The following is a 16,072-nucleotide window of genomic DNA, read 5'->3' as shown; positions in this document are numbered from 1 at the left end:
GCTCCTTCCTAAATTACGTAAAATTTCATTGTGTAATTCTAATGTGATATCACATACTACTACTGCATAAGTGCATTTTATCTTTAAAATGCGGCTTTTATGCAATCATCTTGTTTCAATCGTAACACAGCACTTTCATAAAGCAAAGTGCACCCCGCTTTATTTTTTCCACAATGACTAAAGGAGGAAATAGTATGATGCAACAAGCTAATTTAAGTGAAAAAAATGCCTTCTGTCGCTTTGCCATGGGTACAAGTATGACGGCATTTGGCATCGCTAGGGTCTCAAGAAATCCTAACTGTACGGGAGGTCGATTATTGATTGCATTAGGTGCTATGAAAATGGCTGAGGGTATCTTTAAATATTGCCCAACAAAATCTTTACTGAATTCCAATATGCAAAATGCCATGAATAGCTCTATGCAAAGTATGCTCAGCGGACAAAATTCTATGTCATCTGATCAATCTATGACATCTAATCCATCCATGTCATCCGAGCAAATCGACAAGCTCATGAAGGATTTCTCCTCTGCCATATCTGGTAATTCGTCAGTATCAAACCCAACTGCTTTAAAGCAATCTGACGCCAGCACTTCAAATCAAAATTCCTCAGACAGTAGAAATTCTACAAATAAAGCACAAAATCCTTCTTAGTCAAAGGAGCCGTCTCAACTATACGAGACGGCTCTTACCCTTATAAATCATACGTTTGATAACGATAATAAGTTTCAAAGCATGATGAAATTTTATTTAAATGTTCGCCAACCGATATCTTTGCGGTAGAAGAAATTGTTCCATTCTTCAGTTGCAATACCTGCATATACTTTTTCTTGCGCTTCTTTTAGAGTAGATGCTTTTGCTCCAACTAATAAAACTCGTCCACCGTTACCAACAAATTTGTCATCTACAAGCTTTGTACCTGCATGGAATACGGCATGTGAAGCCGATAGATTCTCTAAACTTGGTAATACATGTCCTTTTTCAACGTCCCCTGGATATCCTTCTGCAGCAATTACAACACCAAGCATTGCATCTTCTGACCATTGTAAATCAAATGGTCTTTCATCCATTAGAGCCATCATGAAATCACCAAAATCAGAAACCATACGTGGTAAAACGACTTGTGTTTCTGGATCGCCAAAGCGTGCATTAAACTCAATTACTTTTGGACCGTTTTTCGTTAATATGAGCCCTGCATATAAAATCCCAGTAAACGATACACCATCTGATTCCATACCTTGAACAGTTGGTTCAACGATTGTTTTATAAGCTACGTCTACTACTTCCTGTGAAATTTGGGGTACTGGTGAATAAGCACCCATCCCACCTGTATTAGGACCTTTATCGCCATCATATGCTCGTTTATGATCCTGAGCAATAACCATTGGATAAATCTGACCTTTATGAACAAATGACATAAATGAGAATTCTTCACCATCTAAAAATTCCTCGATAACAACACGAGAGGAAGATTCACCAAAACGTTGATTACCTATCATATCCTGAACTGCTTCAATAGCTTCTTCCTGTGTCATGGCAACAACTACACCTTTACCAGCAGCCAAGCCATCCGCCTTAATCACAATAGGTGCACCTTGTTCTTTAATATATGTGATTGCCTTATCTGCTTCCGTAAACGTTTCGTGAGCCGCTGTTGGGATATTGTATTTGTTCATAATATCCTTAGCATACGATTTACTGCTTTCGATTTGTGCTGCTCCTTTTGTTGGACCAAATACACGTAAACCACGAGCAATAAAGAAATCTACAATCCCTTCAGCAAGTGGTTGCTCAGGTCCGACGAAAGTCAAATCCACTGCATTTTCTTTTGCAAATTGCGCCAAACCAGCAAAATCCATCGTATCAATAGCAACAACCTCTGCATCGGCTTGCATACCATCATTGCCAGGTGCAACAAATACCTTACGAACTGATGGGGAATTACTAAATTGTTTAGCGATAGCATGCTCACGACCACCGCTTCCGATTACTAATACATTCATCTTGGGAAAATCCTCCTATTTGTAAGTAAGACCGAGATGAACCAACATCTCGGTCTTAAAATTTAACATGTTTTAATTAATGCTTAAAATGACGTACTCCTGTAAATACCATTGTCATACCATACTCATTTGCTTTATCAATAGAATCCTGATCTTTAATAGAGCCGCCTGGTTGAATAATTGCCGTAATACCAGCTGCTGCCGCTGCTTCCACTGTATCACTCATTGGGAAGAACGCATCAGATGCTAATGCAGCACCTTTTGCTTTTTCGCCAGCTTGCTCAAAAGCAATTTTAGCAGCACCAACACGATTCATTTGACCTGCCCCAACACCAAGTGTCATTTGAGAATCAGTTACGACAATTGCATTTGATTTAACATGTTTGACAACCGACCAGCCAAGCTGTAATGCTTCCCACTCTTGTGCTGTCGGTTCACGATCTGTTACTACTTTGATATCAGCATTGGCAAAACCGTAACGATCTGGTTTTTGAACAAGAAGCCCACCTTCTACAGATACTACATTGAAACTATCTTGTATTGCTTGCTCAAAAGGAATTGTTAACAAACGAATATTTTTCTTTTGCATTAAAATATCAAGTGCATTTTGAGTAAAGGCAGGTGCAATAATAATTTCTAAGAATATATGACTTAATTTTTCAGCCGTTGCTGCATCCACTTCCATGTTTAATGCGATAATGCCGCCAAATATAGAAGTAGAATCAGCAGCGTATGCTTTATCAAATGCTTCCTCTAGTGTAACACCAGTACCAACACCACAAGGGTTCATATGTTTTACCGCAACTGCTGCTGGCATTTCAAATTCTTTGACAATTTGTAATGCTGCATTGCCGTCCTGAATATTATTGTATGATAATTCTTTACCATGTAATTGCGTTGCATAAGCTAATGAGAAGTCAGAGCCGAGACGTTTTTGATAAAATGCCGCTTTTTGATGAGGATTTTCACCATAGCGTAAATTTTGCTTTAATTCATATGTCATTGTTAAGCTCTCTGGAAACTCTTCTTCTGTTAAGTAGTTTGATATATAGGAATCATAGGCAGCTGTGTGACGGAAAACTTTTGCAGCTAGCTTACGACGTGTTTCAATTGTTGTTGTACCGTTTGCTTTTAGTTCCTCTAACACGTTTGCATAGTCATTGCTATCCACAATTACTGTGACATATTGATGGTTTTTTGCTGCAGAACGTAACATTGTTGGACCACCGATATCAATATTCTCGATAGCATCATCCCATGTTACATTAGGCTTTGAAATTGTTTCAACGAACGGGTAAAGATTAACACATACAATCTCAATTGGCTCAATTCCATGCTCATTCATTTGCGCTTGATGAGAAGCATCGTCGAATTTTCCTAATAAACCACCGTGAATCAATGGGTTTAATGTTTTTACACGACCATCTAAGATTTCAGGGAATTTAGTTACTTCATCAACTGCTGTTACAGCAACATGATTGTCCTGTAGCATTTTTTTTGTACCACCAGTTGATAAAATTTCATAACCTAATGCTACTAGTTCTTTTGCAAATTCTAAAATACCATCTTTATTGGAAACACTGATTAATGCACGTTTTGTCACAACAATATCCTCCTAATTTTTATCGTGTCTGCCACGAAAATGTCTTACAATTATTGATAGAGTAGAGTTAGGTATTCAGTGAGTAGCCCTAACTCCTCATCAATAGTTTACTTAAACAATTGCTGTAAAGCTGTTGTATATAGTACATGCTCTTGCTTATGAATAGCCACTTCTGTTGCCTCACGGTCACCATCAATAACGGCAACTGCTGCTTGTGCAATTATAGGACCTGTGTCCATACCTTCATCTACAAAATGCACAGTTACACCTGTTATTTTGACTCCATGTTCCATTGCCTGCCCAATAGCATCCTTACCTGGGAAAGCAGGTAATAATGACGGATGGATATTCACGATACGCTGTGGAAATGCTGACAGTAATACTTCACTAATCAGTCGCATATAACCAGCAAGCACAATCCATTCCACATTACATTCCTGTAAAGCCTCGATAATAGCTGTCTCGTAATCTGCTTTTGAAGCAAACTCTTTTGGATTTAAAGCTAGTACTGGAATACTAAAATTCTCGGCACGTGTCACTACAAACGCGCCAGGCTTGTCTGTCACAACAAGCTCGACTTTTGCATGTAGCTCTCCACGTTCAATTGCCTCTTGAATGGCCTGAAAATTACTGCCGCTGCCTGAGGCAAAAACGGCAATTTTAGTAGGTGCAGTCATTACACTAAACTCCCATCATGTGAACCATTAAATACAACACCCTCGCCTTTGACAACGCGACCGATTTGATATGCTTTTTCACCATTAGCTTCCACTGTAGCAATCACTTTTTCTGCTGCATCCGCAGGTACCGCTAAAACGAAGCCGATGCCCATGTTAAAGACATTATATAAATCTTTATCCTCAAGCTGACCTTTATCTTTCAAAAACTCAAAAATACGTAATACAGGCCATGAACCTAAGTCAATTTCAGTTGCTAACCCTTCTGGCATCATACGAGGAAGATTTTCATAAAAGCCACCGCCTGTTACATGTGCGCAGCCATGAACGTCTGCTGATTTTAAAGCTGCAAGTACAGGTTTTGCATATAATTTTGTTGGCACTAATAAGGCTTCTCCAATAGGGCCAAGATCCTCATAGCCTTCCACAATTGCATCTACTGCATAATCATTATCCGCAAAAACAATTTTACGCACTAAAGAATAACCGTTTGAATGCACACCACTTGAAGCAATCCCAACAAGCACGTCACCCTCAGTGATTTTTTCACCTGTAACGATAGCTGATTTTTCACATGCACCTACTGCAAAACCTGCTAAATCATACTCATCCTCTTCATAAAGGCCTGGCATTTCTGCCGTCTCACCACCGATTAATGCTGCACCAGATTGTACACAGCCATCTGCAACACCTTTGACAATTTGTTCAATTTTCGCTGGTTCAGCTTTACCAAGTGCAACATAATCTAAAAAGTACAGTGGTTCAGCACCCTGTGCCACAATATCGTTCACACACATAGCTACACAGTCCACGCCAATCGTATCATGCTTGTCCACCATAAAGGCTAGCTTAAGCTTTGTCCCAACACCATCTGTACCTGAAATAAGAACAGGCTCCTTAAGATTTAGTTCTGACAAGTCAAACATACCGCCAAAGCCACCGAACGTACCCATCACACCTAGACGGTTTGTGCGTTCAACGTGAGATTTCATTCGTTTTACGGCTTCATAGCCTGCTTCAATATTTACACCTGCTTGTTCATATGCTTTTGACACGCAGAGATCCTCCTTATCATCCAAATCACCTTGGCACACCTGCGTCTTGCAATGCTAGGCGTGATTGAATTTTTTTCTTAACGTAATAGTTCTTTTTCATGTGGTAAGATTGTATCTGGGAAAATTTCTGTAGGGTATTTGCCAGTAAAGCAAGCTAGGCATAGTCCACGATTTTCGTCTTCATATGGTCGTGCAATTGTTTCCACCATACCTTCAACAGAAAGGAATGTTAATGTATCTGCACCGATTGCTTCACGGATTTCATCTACATTATGGCTAGATGCGATTAATTCTTCATGTGTCGACGTATCAATGCCATAATAACAAGGATCTGTCATTGGTGGTGAAGAAATCACAACATGTACCTCTGCTGCACCTGCATCCTTCAACATTTTTACAATACGACGTGAAGTTGTACCTCGTACGATTGAATCGTCTACCATCACAACTCTTTTCCCCTTCACAACTTGAACAACTGGGGAAAGTTTCATTTTTACCCCGCGCTCACGTAATTCCTGAGTTGGTTGAATAAATGTACGGCCTACATAACGATTTTTAATTAAACCTAACTCATAAGGAATACCGCTTTCCTCAGCAAAACCGATTGCTGCAGAAATACTTGAGTCTGGTACACCTGTTACAACATCAGCCTCAATATGTGCACATTCACGAGCAAGCTGTTTCCCCATACGTTTTCGTGCCATATGAACATTTATTCCATCAATATCTGAGTCAGGACGAGCTAAATAAACATACTCCATTGCGCACATTGCACGTTTATCCATTTCTGCAAAACGATCTGACTTTACACCTTCATCGTTTATAATTAATAATTCACCAGGCTCAACAGAACGAACAAATTCTGCGCCGATTAAATCAAATGCACAAGTTTCAGAAGCTACCACCCAACCATCTCCTAACTTTCCTAGAGATAGCGGACGTAAACCATGTGGATCACGTGCAACAAGCATTTCATCCTTTGTCATGATTAAGAAAGAATACGCACCCTTTAATAAGGAGAGGGCATTTTTCACCTTCGCACGGAATGGCGAATGTGAGCTTTTCTTAATAAGATGCGCCAGCACTTCCGTATCAGAGCTAGAATGAAAAATACTGCCTTGACGCTCTAAATACTGTTTTAAATGTGTCGCATTGACTAAGTTACCGTTATGGGCAATTGAAAGGCTACCAGTTGAGGAGTGGAATAATAATGGTTGTACGTTTTCAATACCGCCACCACCAGCAGTTGTATAACGAACATGCGCAATAGCCGCTTTGCCGTTCACTGCCTTTAATTTATCTTCGTTGAATACATCATTAACTAGTCCTTCGCCTTTCACCGCGCGAAGATGCTGTCCGTCTGAAACAACGATTCCAGCCCCTTCTTGTCCACGGTGTTGAAGAGCATGAAGCCCGTAATAGCTAAGGTGTGCAGGATTTGGGTTACCCCAAATTCCAAACACCCCACATTCTTCGTTTAAGCCTCTGAGTTCAGCAAGCATGGGATTGCTCCTTTCCAATTAGAACGGAATTCCTCCACTGTACCTTCTACAAGCACACCTTTGTCCCCGTTGATTTTAACAAGTGCATCATTTGTTACAATACCTATTTTCTGTGCATCTTTGACGATTTCTACAAATGCAGCTGCATTTTCTTCTTTTACTGTTACTACAAAACGAGATTGTGTTTCACTGAACAATGCCGTTGTCGCAGAACCTGTTAATGTTACGTCAACACCAAGACCATTTGCACTAAATGTTGTTTCAGCAATGGCAACAGCAAGACCACCCTCAGCCACATCATGAGCAGATTGTACAAGTTCAGCTTTAATAGCCTTTAGTAATGCTTGCTGACGTGCAGCCTCAACTTCTAAATCGATAGCTGGTGCTTTACCTGAGATAACCCCATTGTTTAATAATTTTTGAAGCTCCGATCCACCAAACTCAGTATTTGTCTCACCAATCACAAATACTACATCTCCAGCAGCTTTTACTTCTTGAGTTGTTACATGAGCTAAGTCTTCAATAAGTCCAACCATACCGATTGTTGGCGTTGGGTAAACCGCTTCGCCTGATCGTTCATTATAAAGGGATACGTTACCGCCAATTACTGGTGCATTTAAGGCTGTACAAGCAGCAGAAATGCCATCAGCTGATTTTTCAATTTGCCAGAAGATTTCTGGTTTCTCAGGATTACCAAAGTTTAAGCAATCAGTAATAGCAAGTGGCGTACCACCAGTGGCAACGATATTACGAGCTGCTTCAGCTACTGCGATAGCACCGCCCACTTCTGGATCTAGATAAATATAGCGAGAGTTACAATCTGTCGTCATCGCTAACCCTTTATTTGTACCACGTACACGAATAACAGCAGCATCAGAACCTGGTGTAACAACTGTTGATGTACGCACTTGGTAATCGTATTGATCGTAAACCCACTCTTTTGAAGCAATTGTAGGTGCTTGTAAAAGTGCATTTAAAGTTTCTTTGTAATCAGTTACCGCTGGCTCTGTGTTCTCCAACGCTTGGAACTCTGCATAATAAGCAGGCTCTGCAGATGGCTTATGATAAACTGGTGCATCTTCTGCAAGTGCATCAGCAGGCACTTCAGCAACAACTTCGCCGTTGTGTAATAGACGAAGCATTTTATCATCTGTTACTCGACCAATTGCTACAGCATCTAGATCATATTTATCAAAAATCGCTTTAATTTCATCTTCGCGACCTTTTGTCACAACCAATAACATACGTTCTTGAGACTCAGATAACATCATTTCGTACGCTGTCATACCTGTTTCACGTTGTGGCACTAAGTCTAAGTTCATTTCTACACCAGAACCAGCCTTTGAAGCCATTTCTGCTGAAGAAGACGTAAGACCAGCCGCCCCCATATCTTGAATACCAACTAGAGCGTCAGATTTAACAACCTCTAAACAGGCTTCGAGTAAAAGCTTCTCCATGAATGGGTCCCCTACTTGTACCGCTGGACGTTGGTTCTCTGATTCCTCTGTTAATTCTTCAGAAGCAAATGTTGCACCATGGATACCATCGCGACCTGTTTTTGCACCAACATACATCACTGTATTACCTACACCAGCAGCAATTCCTCGTTGAATATCTTTATGATCAATTAAACCAACACACATCGCATTCACTAGTGGATTACCTTCATAGCAAGGATCAAATTGAATCTCTCCACCTACAGTAGGAATTCCAATACAGTTACCATAACCTGCGATACCAGCAACTACTTCTTCGAATAAATATTTACCACGCGCTGATTTTAATTCCCCAAAGCGTAGTGAGTTTAGCATTGCGATTGGACGTGCACCCATAGAGAAAACGTCACGGATAATACCGCCCACACCTGTCGCAGCACCTTGATAAGGCTCAATCGCTGATGGGTGGTTATGTGATTCCATTTTAAATACAACTGCTTGTTCGTCACCAATATCGACAATCCCTGCACCCTCACCTGGTCCCTGTAAAACTTGAGGACCTTTTGTAGGGAATTTACGTAACACTGGCTTTGAATTTTTATAAGAGCAGTGCTCAGACCACATTACTGAGAAAAGACCTGTCTCTGTCCAATTAGGTAGTCGTCCTAAAATACCTTCTACCATTGCAAATTCTTCGTCTGACATCCCCATACCAGCGTATAGCTTTTCATCTTTAATTTGCTGTGCTGTTGGCTCAAACTTAGTTGTTGACATGATTTTCCCTCCACTGCTTCACAATTGATTTAAATACAGCTAGACCATCTGCGCCGCCCACAAGTGCATCAACAACTCGCTCTGGGTGTGGCATCATCCCTAATACATTGCCGCGCTCGTTTATAATCCCTGCGATATCTTCTAAAGAACCGTTTGGATTTTCACCTGAGTAAGTGAACACGATTTGATTGTTATCCTTTAATTTTTGTAAAGTTTCCTCATCACAGTAGTAATTACCCTCACCATGTGCGATAGGGATATTGATAATTTGACCTGGCTCATATTGATTCGTGAATAATGTATTGTTGTTTTCAACCTTTAGCTGTACTGTACGGCACATAAATTTCAAGTTTTTATTGCGCAGTAATGCGCCTGGCAATAAACCTGCTTCCGTTAGGATTTGGAATCCATTACATACACCTAGTACAGGTTTACCAGCATCCGCTGCCTTCTTAACCTCTGTCATAATGTTAGATTGATTAGCCATTGCACCACAACGAAGATAATCACCGTATGAAAATCCTCCTGGTACTAATACACCATCAAAGCCACTTAGATCTGTTGCTGTATGCCATACATATTCTACTTCTTCACCTAGCTCGTCTTTAATCGCATGATACATATCGATATCACAGTTGGACCCAGGGAATACGAGTACTGCGAATTTCATGATTAGTTAGCCTCCTCGACTTCGTAACGGTAGTCTTCGATTACAACGTTTGTTAAAACCTTTTCACACATTTCTTTTACTAGAGTATCAATGTCACGTTCTGTATCTTTAATTGTTAGTTCAAGATATTTACCAATACGTAAATCTTCTACTTCAGCGTACCCCATCTTTACTAAAGAACCTTGTACAGCTGAGCCTTGTGGATCAAGAATGCTCTCGCGTAATGTTACGTAAATTTTAACTTTTTTCATTGTTATTTGCCTCCGAGTCTAGAAAGTATAATAGTATAAACTTCAGTTAAATTACCAAGGTCTCGACGAAAGACATCTTTGTCTAACTTTTGATTCGTTGTTGTATCCCAAAGTCTGCATGTATCTGGTGAAATTTCATCTGCTAATAGCACATTTCCATCATAGTCACGTCCAAACTCCAATTTAAAGTCGATTAGCGTAACATTAACATCCGCAAAGATTGGCTGCAAAACTTTATTAACAGCTAGAGCACCATCGTAAATAGCTGTCACTTCTTTAGGCGTTGCAAGATCCAGTACATCAATATGCTCCGTTGTAATGAACGGATCACCCAGCTCATCATCCTTATAATAGTACTCAACGATTGGACGTTTTAATGGTGTTCCTTCTTCTAAGCCAAGGCGTTTCGCTAAGCTACCTGCCGCTATATTACGAACTACAACCTCTATCGGAATAATCTCTACTTTTTTTACAAGCTGCTGTGTATCAGACAATTGTTTTACGAAATGTGACGCAATTCCGTTTGCTTGTAATTTTTCGAATATTAATGAAGTAATACGATTATTTAAAACACCTTTTCCTTCAATCTCTTCCTTTTTCTCACCATTAAATGCTGTGGCACTATCCTTGTACTCAACAAGCAGCACATTTGGCTCCTCAGTTGTATACAATTTTTTTGCTTTACCTTCATACAAAAGTTGACCTTTAGTCATATCGTTATTCCCCCTGGATATTATGAAATACGTGCGAATTATTCAGAATTGAACCGTTATGATTCAATTCTGATATATCCGCTAGTGGCTCTAATATTCATTTTAAGCAGGCTAAATAAATATTAGTTAAGTCCTAGTCGTTCAAAAATCATATCAACATGCTGTAAATGGTAGTTGTAGTCAAAGCACTCATCAAGCTCTTCCTTCGTTAAATACGATGTAATTTTTTCACTTGCATCGACTAACGTACGGAACTGAACCTGCTCATCCCACGCCTGCATCGCTAAAGGTTGTACTGTATCATACGCTTCCTCACGCACTAATCCTTTATCGATAAGTGCTAATAAGATACGTTGAGAATAAATTAAACCAAAAGTACGACCCATATTACGTTTCATGTTTTCAGGGAATACAGTTAAGTTTTTCACAATATTACCGAAGCGATTTAACATATAGTTAAGAGTAATCGTTGCATCCGGTAAAATAACACGCTCTGCAGATGAATGTGAAATATCACGTTCATGCCATAAAGCTACATTTTCATATGCAGTTACCATATAGCCACGCATTAAACGAGACATACCAACCATGTTTTCAGAACCGATTGGATTACGTTTATGTGGCATTGCTGATGACCCTTTTTGCCCTTTTGCAAAGGCTTCTTCCACTTCGCGTGTTTCAGATTTCTGTAAGCCGCGAATTTCTGTAGCAAACTTTTCTATGGAAGTTGCGATTAACGCTAAAGCACTTAGATATTGTGCATGTCGGTCACGTTGTAATGTTTGTGTTGAAATAGGTGATGCTGTTAGCCCTAATTTATCGCAAACATACTGTTCAACACGAGGGTCAATATTGGCGTATGTTCCAACGGCTCCAGACATTTTCCCTGTTTCAATTACTTTCCCTGCTGCTTCAAAGCGTTCAAGGTTACGCTTCATTTCTTCATACCATAAACCTAGTTTTAAACCGAAAGTTGTTGGCTCAGCATGAACACCATGTGTACGCCCCATCATGACCGTATACTTATGCTCTTTTGCTTTTGCTGCAATAATATCAATGAAATTCACGATGTCTTTGTGTAAAATATCATTTGCCTGTTTAATCAAATAAGAAAGAGCTGTATCAACTACATCAGTAGAAGTTAAACCATAGTGCACCCATTTTCGCTCTTCACCAAGTGTTTCAGAGACAGCACGTGTGAATGCTACAACATCATGACGTGTTTCTTGCTCAATCTCTAATATACGATTAACATCAAATGAAGCATTTTCACGTATTTTAGCTACATCTTCTTTTGGAATGTCTCCTAATTCTGCCCAAGCCTCACATGCTAAAATTTCAACTTCTAGCCAAGCTTGATATTTATTCTGCTCTGTCCAAATTGCACCCATTTCGGGTCTTGTGTAACGTTCAATCATCGCGTATCTCCTTCTATTCTGACCAAATGCCAGAACTCTCGATTTGTTGTAGTGTTTTCTCTAAGTCTTTTGTCATAATCGTTACGTGGCCCATCTTACGGTTCACTTTAGCTTCAGCTTTCCCATAAAGATGTATTGACCATTCAGGATATTTAGCAATTGAGTTACTAAGTGGCATGACATGCTGCCCTAAAACATTGACCATAATAGATGGTGCCCAAAGTTGTGGTTTTCGTAGCGGCCAACCACATACAGCACGAATATGCTGATGGAACTGTGAGACATTACACGCTTCTATTGAATAGTGACCTGAGTTATGAGGTCTAGGTGCTAATTCATTAATAATAATGCCACCATCTTCTAATACAAACATCTCTACCGCAAGCGTTCCGATTAAATGTAAGTAATCAGCAATTTTCAAAGCTTCTCTTTCTGCAGCCTGAGCTGTTTCTTCTTTTATACGGGCTGGCACAATGGTTTCATGTAAGATATGATGTACATGAATATTTTCTCCAACTGGCTGACAGTATGATTCACCATTACCGTTTCTTTGGACTATGACAGATATTTCTCTAACGAAAGGTACAAATCCCTCAGCAATACATTGGGAATGAGAGAAAAGCTCTCTCACTAATGGCAGGTCTTGTACTGATTTTAAAAGCTGCTGTCCTTTGCCATCATAACCACCTCTTGCTGTTTTGACTATACAAGGATAACCAATCGTATCAATATTGGCTACTAATTCCTCATAAGTATTTGCAACAATATAAGGTGCTACTGGACAACCAGCTTTCACTATTGCTTCCTTCTCAGTCACTCGATTTTGTGTAATACGTACTAATTCTGCACCCTGTGGTACATAAGCCATTTGTGTTAAACGTTTTAGTCCATCATAATCGATATTTTCAAACTCAAAAGTGATCACATCACTTACTTCTGCAAGCTCCTCTAAAGCAGCCTCATCGTCGTATGGTGCCACAATACGGATATCCGCAATCTGTCCACATGGTGAGTCCATTGTTGGTTCAAGAACGGCAATTTTAAAGCCAACTTCTTTTGCAGCAAGTGCCATCATACGGCCAAGCTGCCCACCTCCAATAATACCGATCGTTTGCCCTGGATAAATAATCTTTGTCACACCAAGTCACCTGTGCTTTCCAATACTTGTTGCTTTGTTGTTTCTCTTCTAGCATCTAGTTTAGTAGCAAGCTCTGTATCTGTTATCGACAAAATTTGCGCTGCAAGCAAACCCGCATTTGTCGCTCCTGCTCTGCCTATTGCAACTGTTGCTACAGGTACACCTCCAGGCATTTGGACAATTGATAATAGAGAATCAAGACCATTCAGAGCACGAGATTGTACGGGTACGCCAATTACAGGTAACGTCGTTTTTGCTGCCACCATCCCTGGTAAATGTGCAGCCCCTCCTGCACCTGCAATAATCACTTGAATACCTCGCTCACGTGCTAACTCTGCATACTCAAACATTAAATCTGGAGTACGATGTGCAGACACAACCTTTTTCTCGTATGGTACTTGTAATTCATCTAAAATATCACATGCATGTTTCATTGTTTCCCAGTCACTTGAACTCCCCATAATGACACCGATTTTCGGATTCATGAATTGTCGCTCCTTTTAAACGATAGAAAAATGATCAAAATATTGTGCAAGCCTCTATTCTTCAAATAGCTACTGCAATTCTTTTCTTTATGAATTATGCCTCAGTATAGTTGCGTCCAGAATCGACTTTGTGCTTAGGCCTGCATGAGGGCCGACATGATGTCGGTCATTTCGGTAAAGCCACAGGACGTGGCGTTTTTTACCGATGCAGGTCAGTTAGCCGTTATCGCATGGATGCGATGATTTTAGGCGAACTTCCTAAATAGAACTCCTTTTCGATTTCCGTGACATTCGCTGGAGGCTTTAACTTATTTCAACGGATGTTTGGACACCTGCTAAAATAAGTTAAACAAAGAAAATCCCCAAATAAACTACTCTACCCTATACGTGAAAGCAGTTTACTTGAGGACTTATTAAGAAAAGAATATGCAAAAGTACATTTCTGTACATATCCTTCCGTAATATGCCAAAAGCGCTTTCCCGCATAGTCCAGCATTTACGGTGCCGGGTAGAGACACTAGAGCCAATCCTCTAGCATATATGTGGGACCTTATTTGTTTTTCCTTCTCACATTTTAACAAGTGATTTCACTATCGTCAATGTAAAAATGCGAACATTTTATTTTAGCAATTTGCAAACGTTCGGATTTTAGTCAAAACTATTCAGATTCTTGATAGAGCATCGCTTTAAATTGTATTTTTTGACGTAAAAACGTAGGTTCTCCATTAACTAAGTGAAAAATCGGTTCTTCTTTTCTGCCAATTGCTATAAAACCATCTTGTCGCATTCTTGCCAGACAATCTTCAATTGACTCGTTTTCTTCTACCTCATACCAAATTTGTCTTTTTCCCAAGTTGTTCTTCCTTCCAATTTCGTTTCATTCACATAATTATGATATCACAATACAAAAAAGAAACCACTTTAGGTTCCAAAGCTCTCACATTACCCATAGCATCATCCAATTTTAGTTATATTTTCTAATACAGGTATAAACATTACAATGAAATCCGATATATTTTATGAAAGAGGTGAAAAAATGAAAATTTCAATTGGTCCAGATTCATTAAGTCTTTATAAGACAGCTTCTATATCAGCAACTAAAAAGAACTCATTAGAGAAACAAAGCTTCAATCAGAAAGACACATTAACAATCGGCCAACAAGCGCAGAATTTATTTAATGGTCAGCAGTACAAAACAAGCCTTATTGAAAGCTTAATGAAACAACGTGAAAGCATCCAAGAAATGAAAAACAATTTGACTGAGCGTACATTAAATAACGGTGGCGACATTGCTGCGATTAAAGAACAGTTAAAGGAATTCGATAAGCACCTTGCCGATATCGATGCACAAATAGCAGAGCAACAAATAGATTCCCAGAAAAAGCCTAATGTAGACAGCGTAGCAGCCAAAAATAACTCAGCAGATGTAAATGAAGATATATTATCGAAAACTGTGTCTCTTGAACAGGCAGAAAGATTACATCTGGCCAAAAATGCATTAACACGTGAGGATAATCGACTTGAAAGTGAAGTTAATCTAGATGCTAATAGAGGTATTTTTATAGATCGTAAATACGATAAACTATCGGATTTAGAAGTACGGATTCAAAATATTCAGGAGCGAATTACTGAAAAGCTAGAGGAAAATAAAAATAAATCACTTGATGATAAATTAATTGTGGATATAAGTGATAAAAAACAAGAGGAAACAGAAGAGGAATTTGAAGTAATATTTTGATAGACCTTTTATTCTATAAAGAATATATGTTTTAAAGAGTTTGTTTACATCCAATATATGCTTGCCGTAAATACCACATGACGTTATGTTTGCGGCATCGGCATATCTATGCATGGTTGAGTGGCTGATTCAAAGGATATACTTAACTACTTTTGCTCGAGAGGACTTGAGGATCAGTGCTGTATCCTAAGACGACAACTATGACTTAGTTTAACAACAAAAAAACAGCCAACGCACAGTTGACTGTCTTTGCCTAGCAATGTCCTACTCTCACAGGGGGAAGCCCCCAACTACCATCGGCGCTAAAGAGCTTAACTTCCGTGTTCGGTATGGGAACGGGTGTGACCTCTTTGCCATCATCACTAGACTATTTTCGGCTTTCAATATACATCGCATTTCTTCGTCAGCTTCAGTCGTTCAGTCAGTCACGTACTTGAGTACGCTCCTTCTCTCTCTCCATTGCTTCCTCGAACTACTCGTATCTTGAAACCCTTATATGAAAGTTGTTGTTCTTTCAAAACTGGATAAACGGCGCATTGAATGCTTCAAACATGTTGGTTAAGTCCTCGATCGATTAGTATTCGTCAGCTCCATGTGTCACCACACTTCC

Annotated in this window: 15 protein-coding genes, 1 rRNA gene and 1 riboswitch; of the genes, 2 read left to right on the top strand and 14 right to left on the bottom strand. The window is 39.6% G+C overall.

All coding sequences use genetic code 11. The features are described 5' to 3' along the window. The first annotated feature begins 194 nt into the window (after positions 1 to 194). Entirely contained in the window at positions 195 to 653 is a 459-nt protein-coding gene (locus AC1RNS_RS09460; RefSeq protein WP_492992165.1) for a hypothetical protein, read from the top strand. A 92-nt stretch (positions 654 to 745) separates the two neighbouring features. Here the strand turns inward: AC1RNS_RS09460 and purD are convergent, their stop codons facing one another. From purD to AC1RNS_RS09395, 13 genes are all read right to left on the bottom strand, one after another. Beyond that, positions 746 to 2,002, bottom strand: a complete 1,257-nt coding sequence (gene purD / locus AC1RNS_RS09455) for a phosphoribosylamine--glycine ligase (RefSeq protein WP_492992164.1) — start codon at positions 2,000 to 2,002, stop codon at positions 746 to 748. Between the two features lie 76 nt (positions 2,003 to 2,078). Next, positions 2,079 to 3,605, bottom strand: coding sequence for a bifunctional phosphoribosylaminoimidazolecarboxamide formyltransferase/IMP cyclohydrolase (gene purH / locus AC1RNS_RS09450; protein ID WP_492992162.1), 1,527 nt, complete (start codon positions 3,603 to 3,605; stop codon positions 2,079 to 2,081). Positions 3,606 to 3,712: 107 nt separating this feature from the next. Beyond that, positions 3,713 to 4,282 (bottom strand): phosphoribosylglycinamide formyltransferase, encoded by a 570-nt coding sequence (gene purN, locus AC1RNS_RS09445; RefSeq protein WP_492992160.1) that lies wholly within the window; start codon positions 4,280 to 4,282, stop codon positions 3,713 to 3,715. After that, positions 4,282 to 5,337, bottom strand: coding sequence for a phosphoribosylformylglycinamidine cyclo-ligase (gene purM / locus AC1RNS_RS09440; protein ID WP_492992158.1), 1,056 nt, complete (start codon positions 5,335 to 5,337; stop codon positions 4,282 to 4,284). The genes purN and purM overlap by 1 nt, the downstream gene beginning before the upstream one ends. Positions 5,338 to 5,414: 77 nt before the next feature. Then, positions 5,415 to 6,839: an amidophosphoribosyltransferase gene (gene purF, locus AC1RNS_RS09435; protein ID WP_286925695.1), complete on the bottom strand. Its 1,425-nt coding sequence runs from the start codon at positions 6,837 to 6,839 to the stop codon at positions 5,415 to 5,417. Further along, positions 6,815 to 9,049, bottom strand: a complete 2,235-nt coding sequence (purL, locus tag AC1RNS_RS09430) for a phosphoribosylformylglycinamidine synthase subunit PurL (RefSeq protein WP_492992155.1) — start codon at positions 9,047 to 9,049, stop codon at positions 6,815 to 6,817. The genes purF and purL overlap by 25 nt, the downstream gene beginning before the upstream one ends. Continuing rightward, positions 9,036 to 9,719 carry a phosphoribosylformylglycinamidine synthase subunit PurQ gene (purQ, locus tag AC1RNS_RS09425; RefSeq protein WP_492992154.1) on the bottom strand — a complete coding sequence of 228 codons (684 nt, stop codon included), beginning with the start codon at positions 9,717 to 9,719 and terminating at the stop codon, positions 9,036 to 9,038. The genes purL and purQ overlap by 14 nt, the downstream gene beginning before the upstream one ends. A 2-nt stretch (positions 9,720 to 9,721) precedes the next feature. Next, positions 9,722 to 9,970 carry a phosphoribosylformylglycinamidine synthase subunit PurS gene (purS, locus tag AC1RNS_RS09420; RefSeq protein ID WP_053482994.1) on the bottom strand — a complete coding sequence of 83 codons (249 nt, stop codon included), beginning with the start codon at positions 9,968 to 9,970 and terminating at the stop codon, positions 9,722 to 9,724. Positions 9,971 to 9,972: 2 nt separating this feature from the next. After that, complete coding sequence (purC, locus tag AC1RNS_RS09415; RefSeq protein ID WP_492992153.1) at positions 9,973 to 10,683, bottom strand: phosphoribosylaminoimidazolesuccinocarboxamide synthase; 711 nt, start codon at positions 10,681 to 10,683, stop codon at positions 9,973 to 9,975. 122 nt (positions 10,684 to 10,805) lie between these two features. Then, complete coding sequence (gene purB / locus AC1RNS_RS09410; RefSeq protein ID WP_492992151.1) at positions 10,806 to 12,101, bottom strand: adenylosuccinate lyase; 1,296 nt, start codon at positions 12,099 to 12,101, stop codon at positions 10,806 to 10,808. Between the two features lie 13 nt (positions 12,102 to 12,114). Beyond that, positions 12,115 to 13,239 carry a 5-(carboxyamino)imidazole ribonucleotide synthase gene (gene purK, locus AC1RNS_RS09405; RefSeq protein WP_492992149.1) on the bottom strand — a complete coding sequence of 375 codons (1,125 nt, stop codon included), beginning with the start codon at positions 13,237 to 13,239 and terminating at the stop codon, positions 12,115 to 12,117. Continuing rightward, positions 13,236 to 13,724, bottom strand: a complete 489-nt coding sequence (purE, locus tag AC1RNS_RS09400) for a 5-(carboxyamino)imidazole ribonucleotide mutase (protein WP_492992147.1) — start codon at positions 13,722 to 13,724, stop codon at positions 13,236 to 13,238. The genes purK and purE overlap by 4 nt, the downstream gene beginning before the upstream one ends. A gap of 465 nt (positions 13,725 to 14,189) precedes the next feature. Further along, positions 14,190 to 14,288, bottom strand: a riboswitch (purine riboswitch). A 94-nt stretch (positions 14,289 to 14,382) separates the two neighbouring features. Then, positions 14,383 to 14,577, bottom strand: a complete 195-nt coding sequence (locus tag AC1RNS_RS09395; RefSeq protein WP_492992145.1) for an NETI motif-containing protein — start codon at positions 14,575 to 14,577, stop codon at positions 14,383 to 14,385. A 183-nt stretch (positions 14,578 to 14,760) separates the two neighbouring features. On the opposite strand from AC1RNS_RS09395, the gene AC1RNS_RS09390 reads away from it, so the two are divergent. Next, entirely contained in the window at positions 14,761 to 15,462 is a 702-nt protein-coding gene (locus tag AC1RNS_RS09390) for a hypothetical protein (RefSeq protein WP_492992143.1), read from the top strand. Between the two features lie 251 nt (positions 15,463 to 15,713). Here the strand turns inward: AC1RNS_RS09390 and rrf are convergent. Then, positions 15,714 to 15,829 (bottom strand): 5S ribosomal RNA (gene rrf, locus AC1RNS_RS09385). Positions 15,830 to 16,072 lie beyond the last annotated feature (243 nt).

The organism is Lysinibacillus sp. GW821-FHT14F06 (assembly GCF_058803665.1).
Note: the sequence above shows the minus strand (reverse complement) of the source record. Positions and strands in the feature narration are given on the sequence as shown.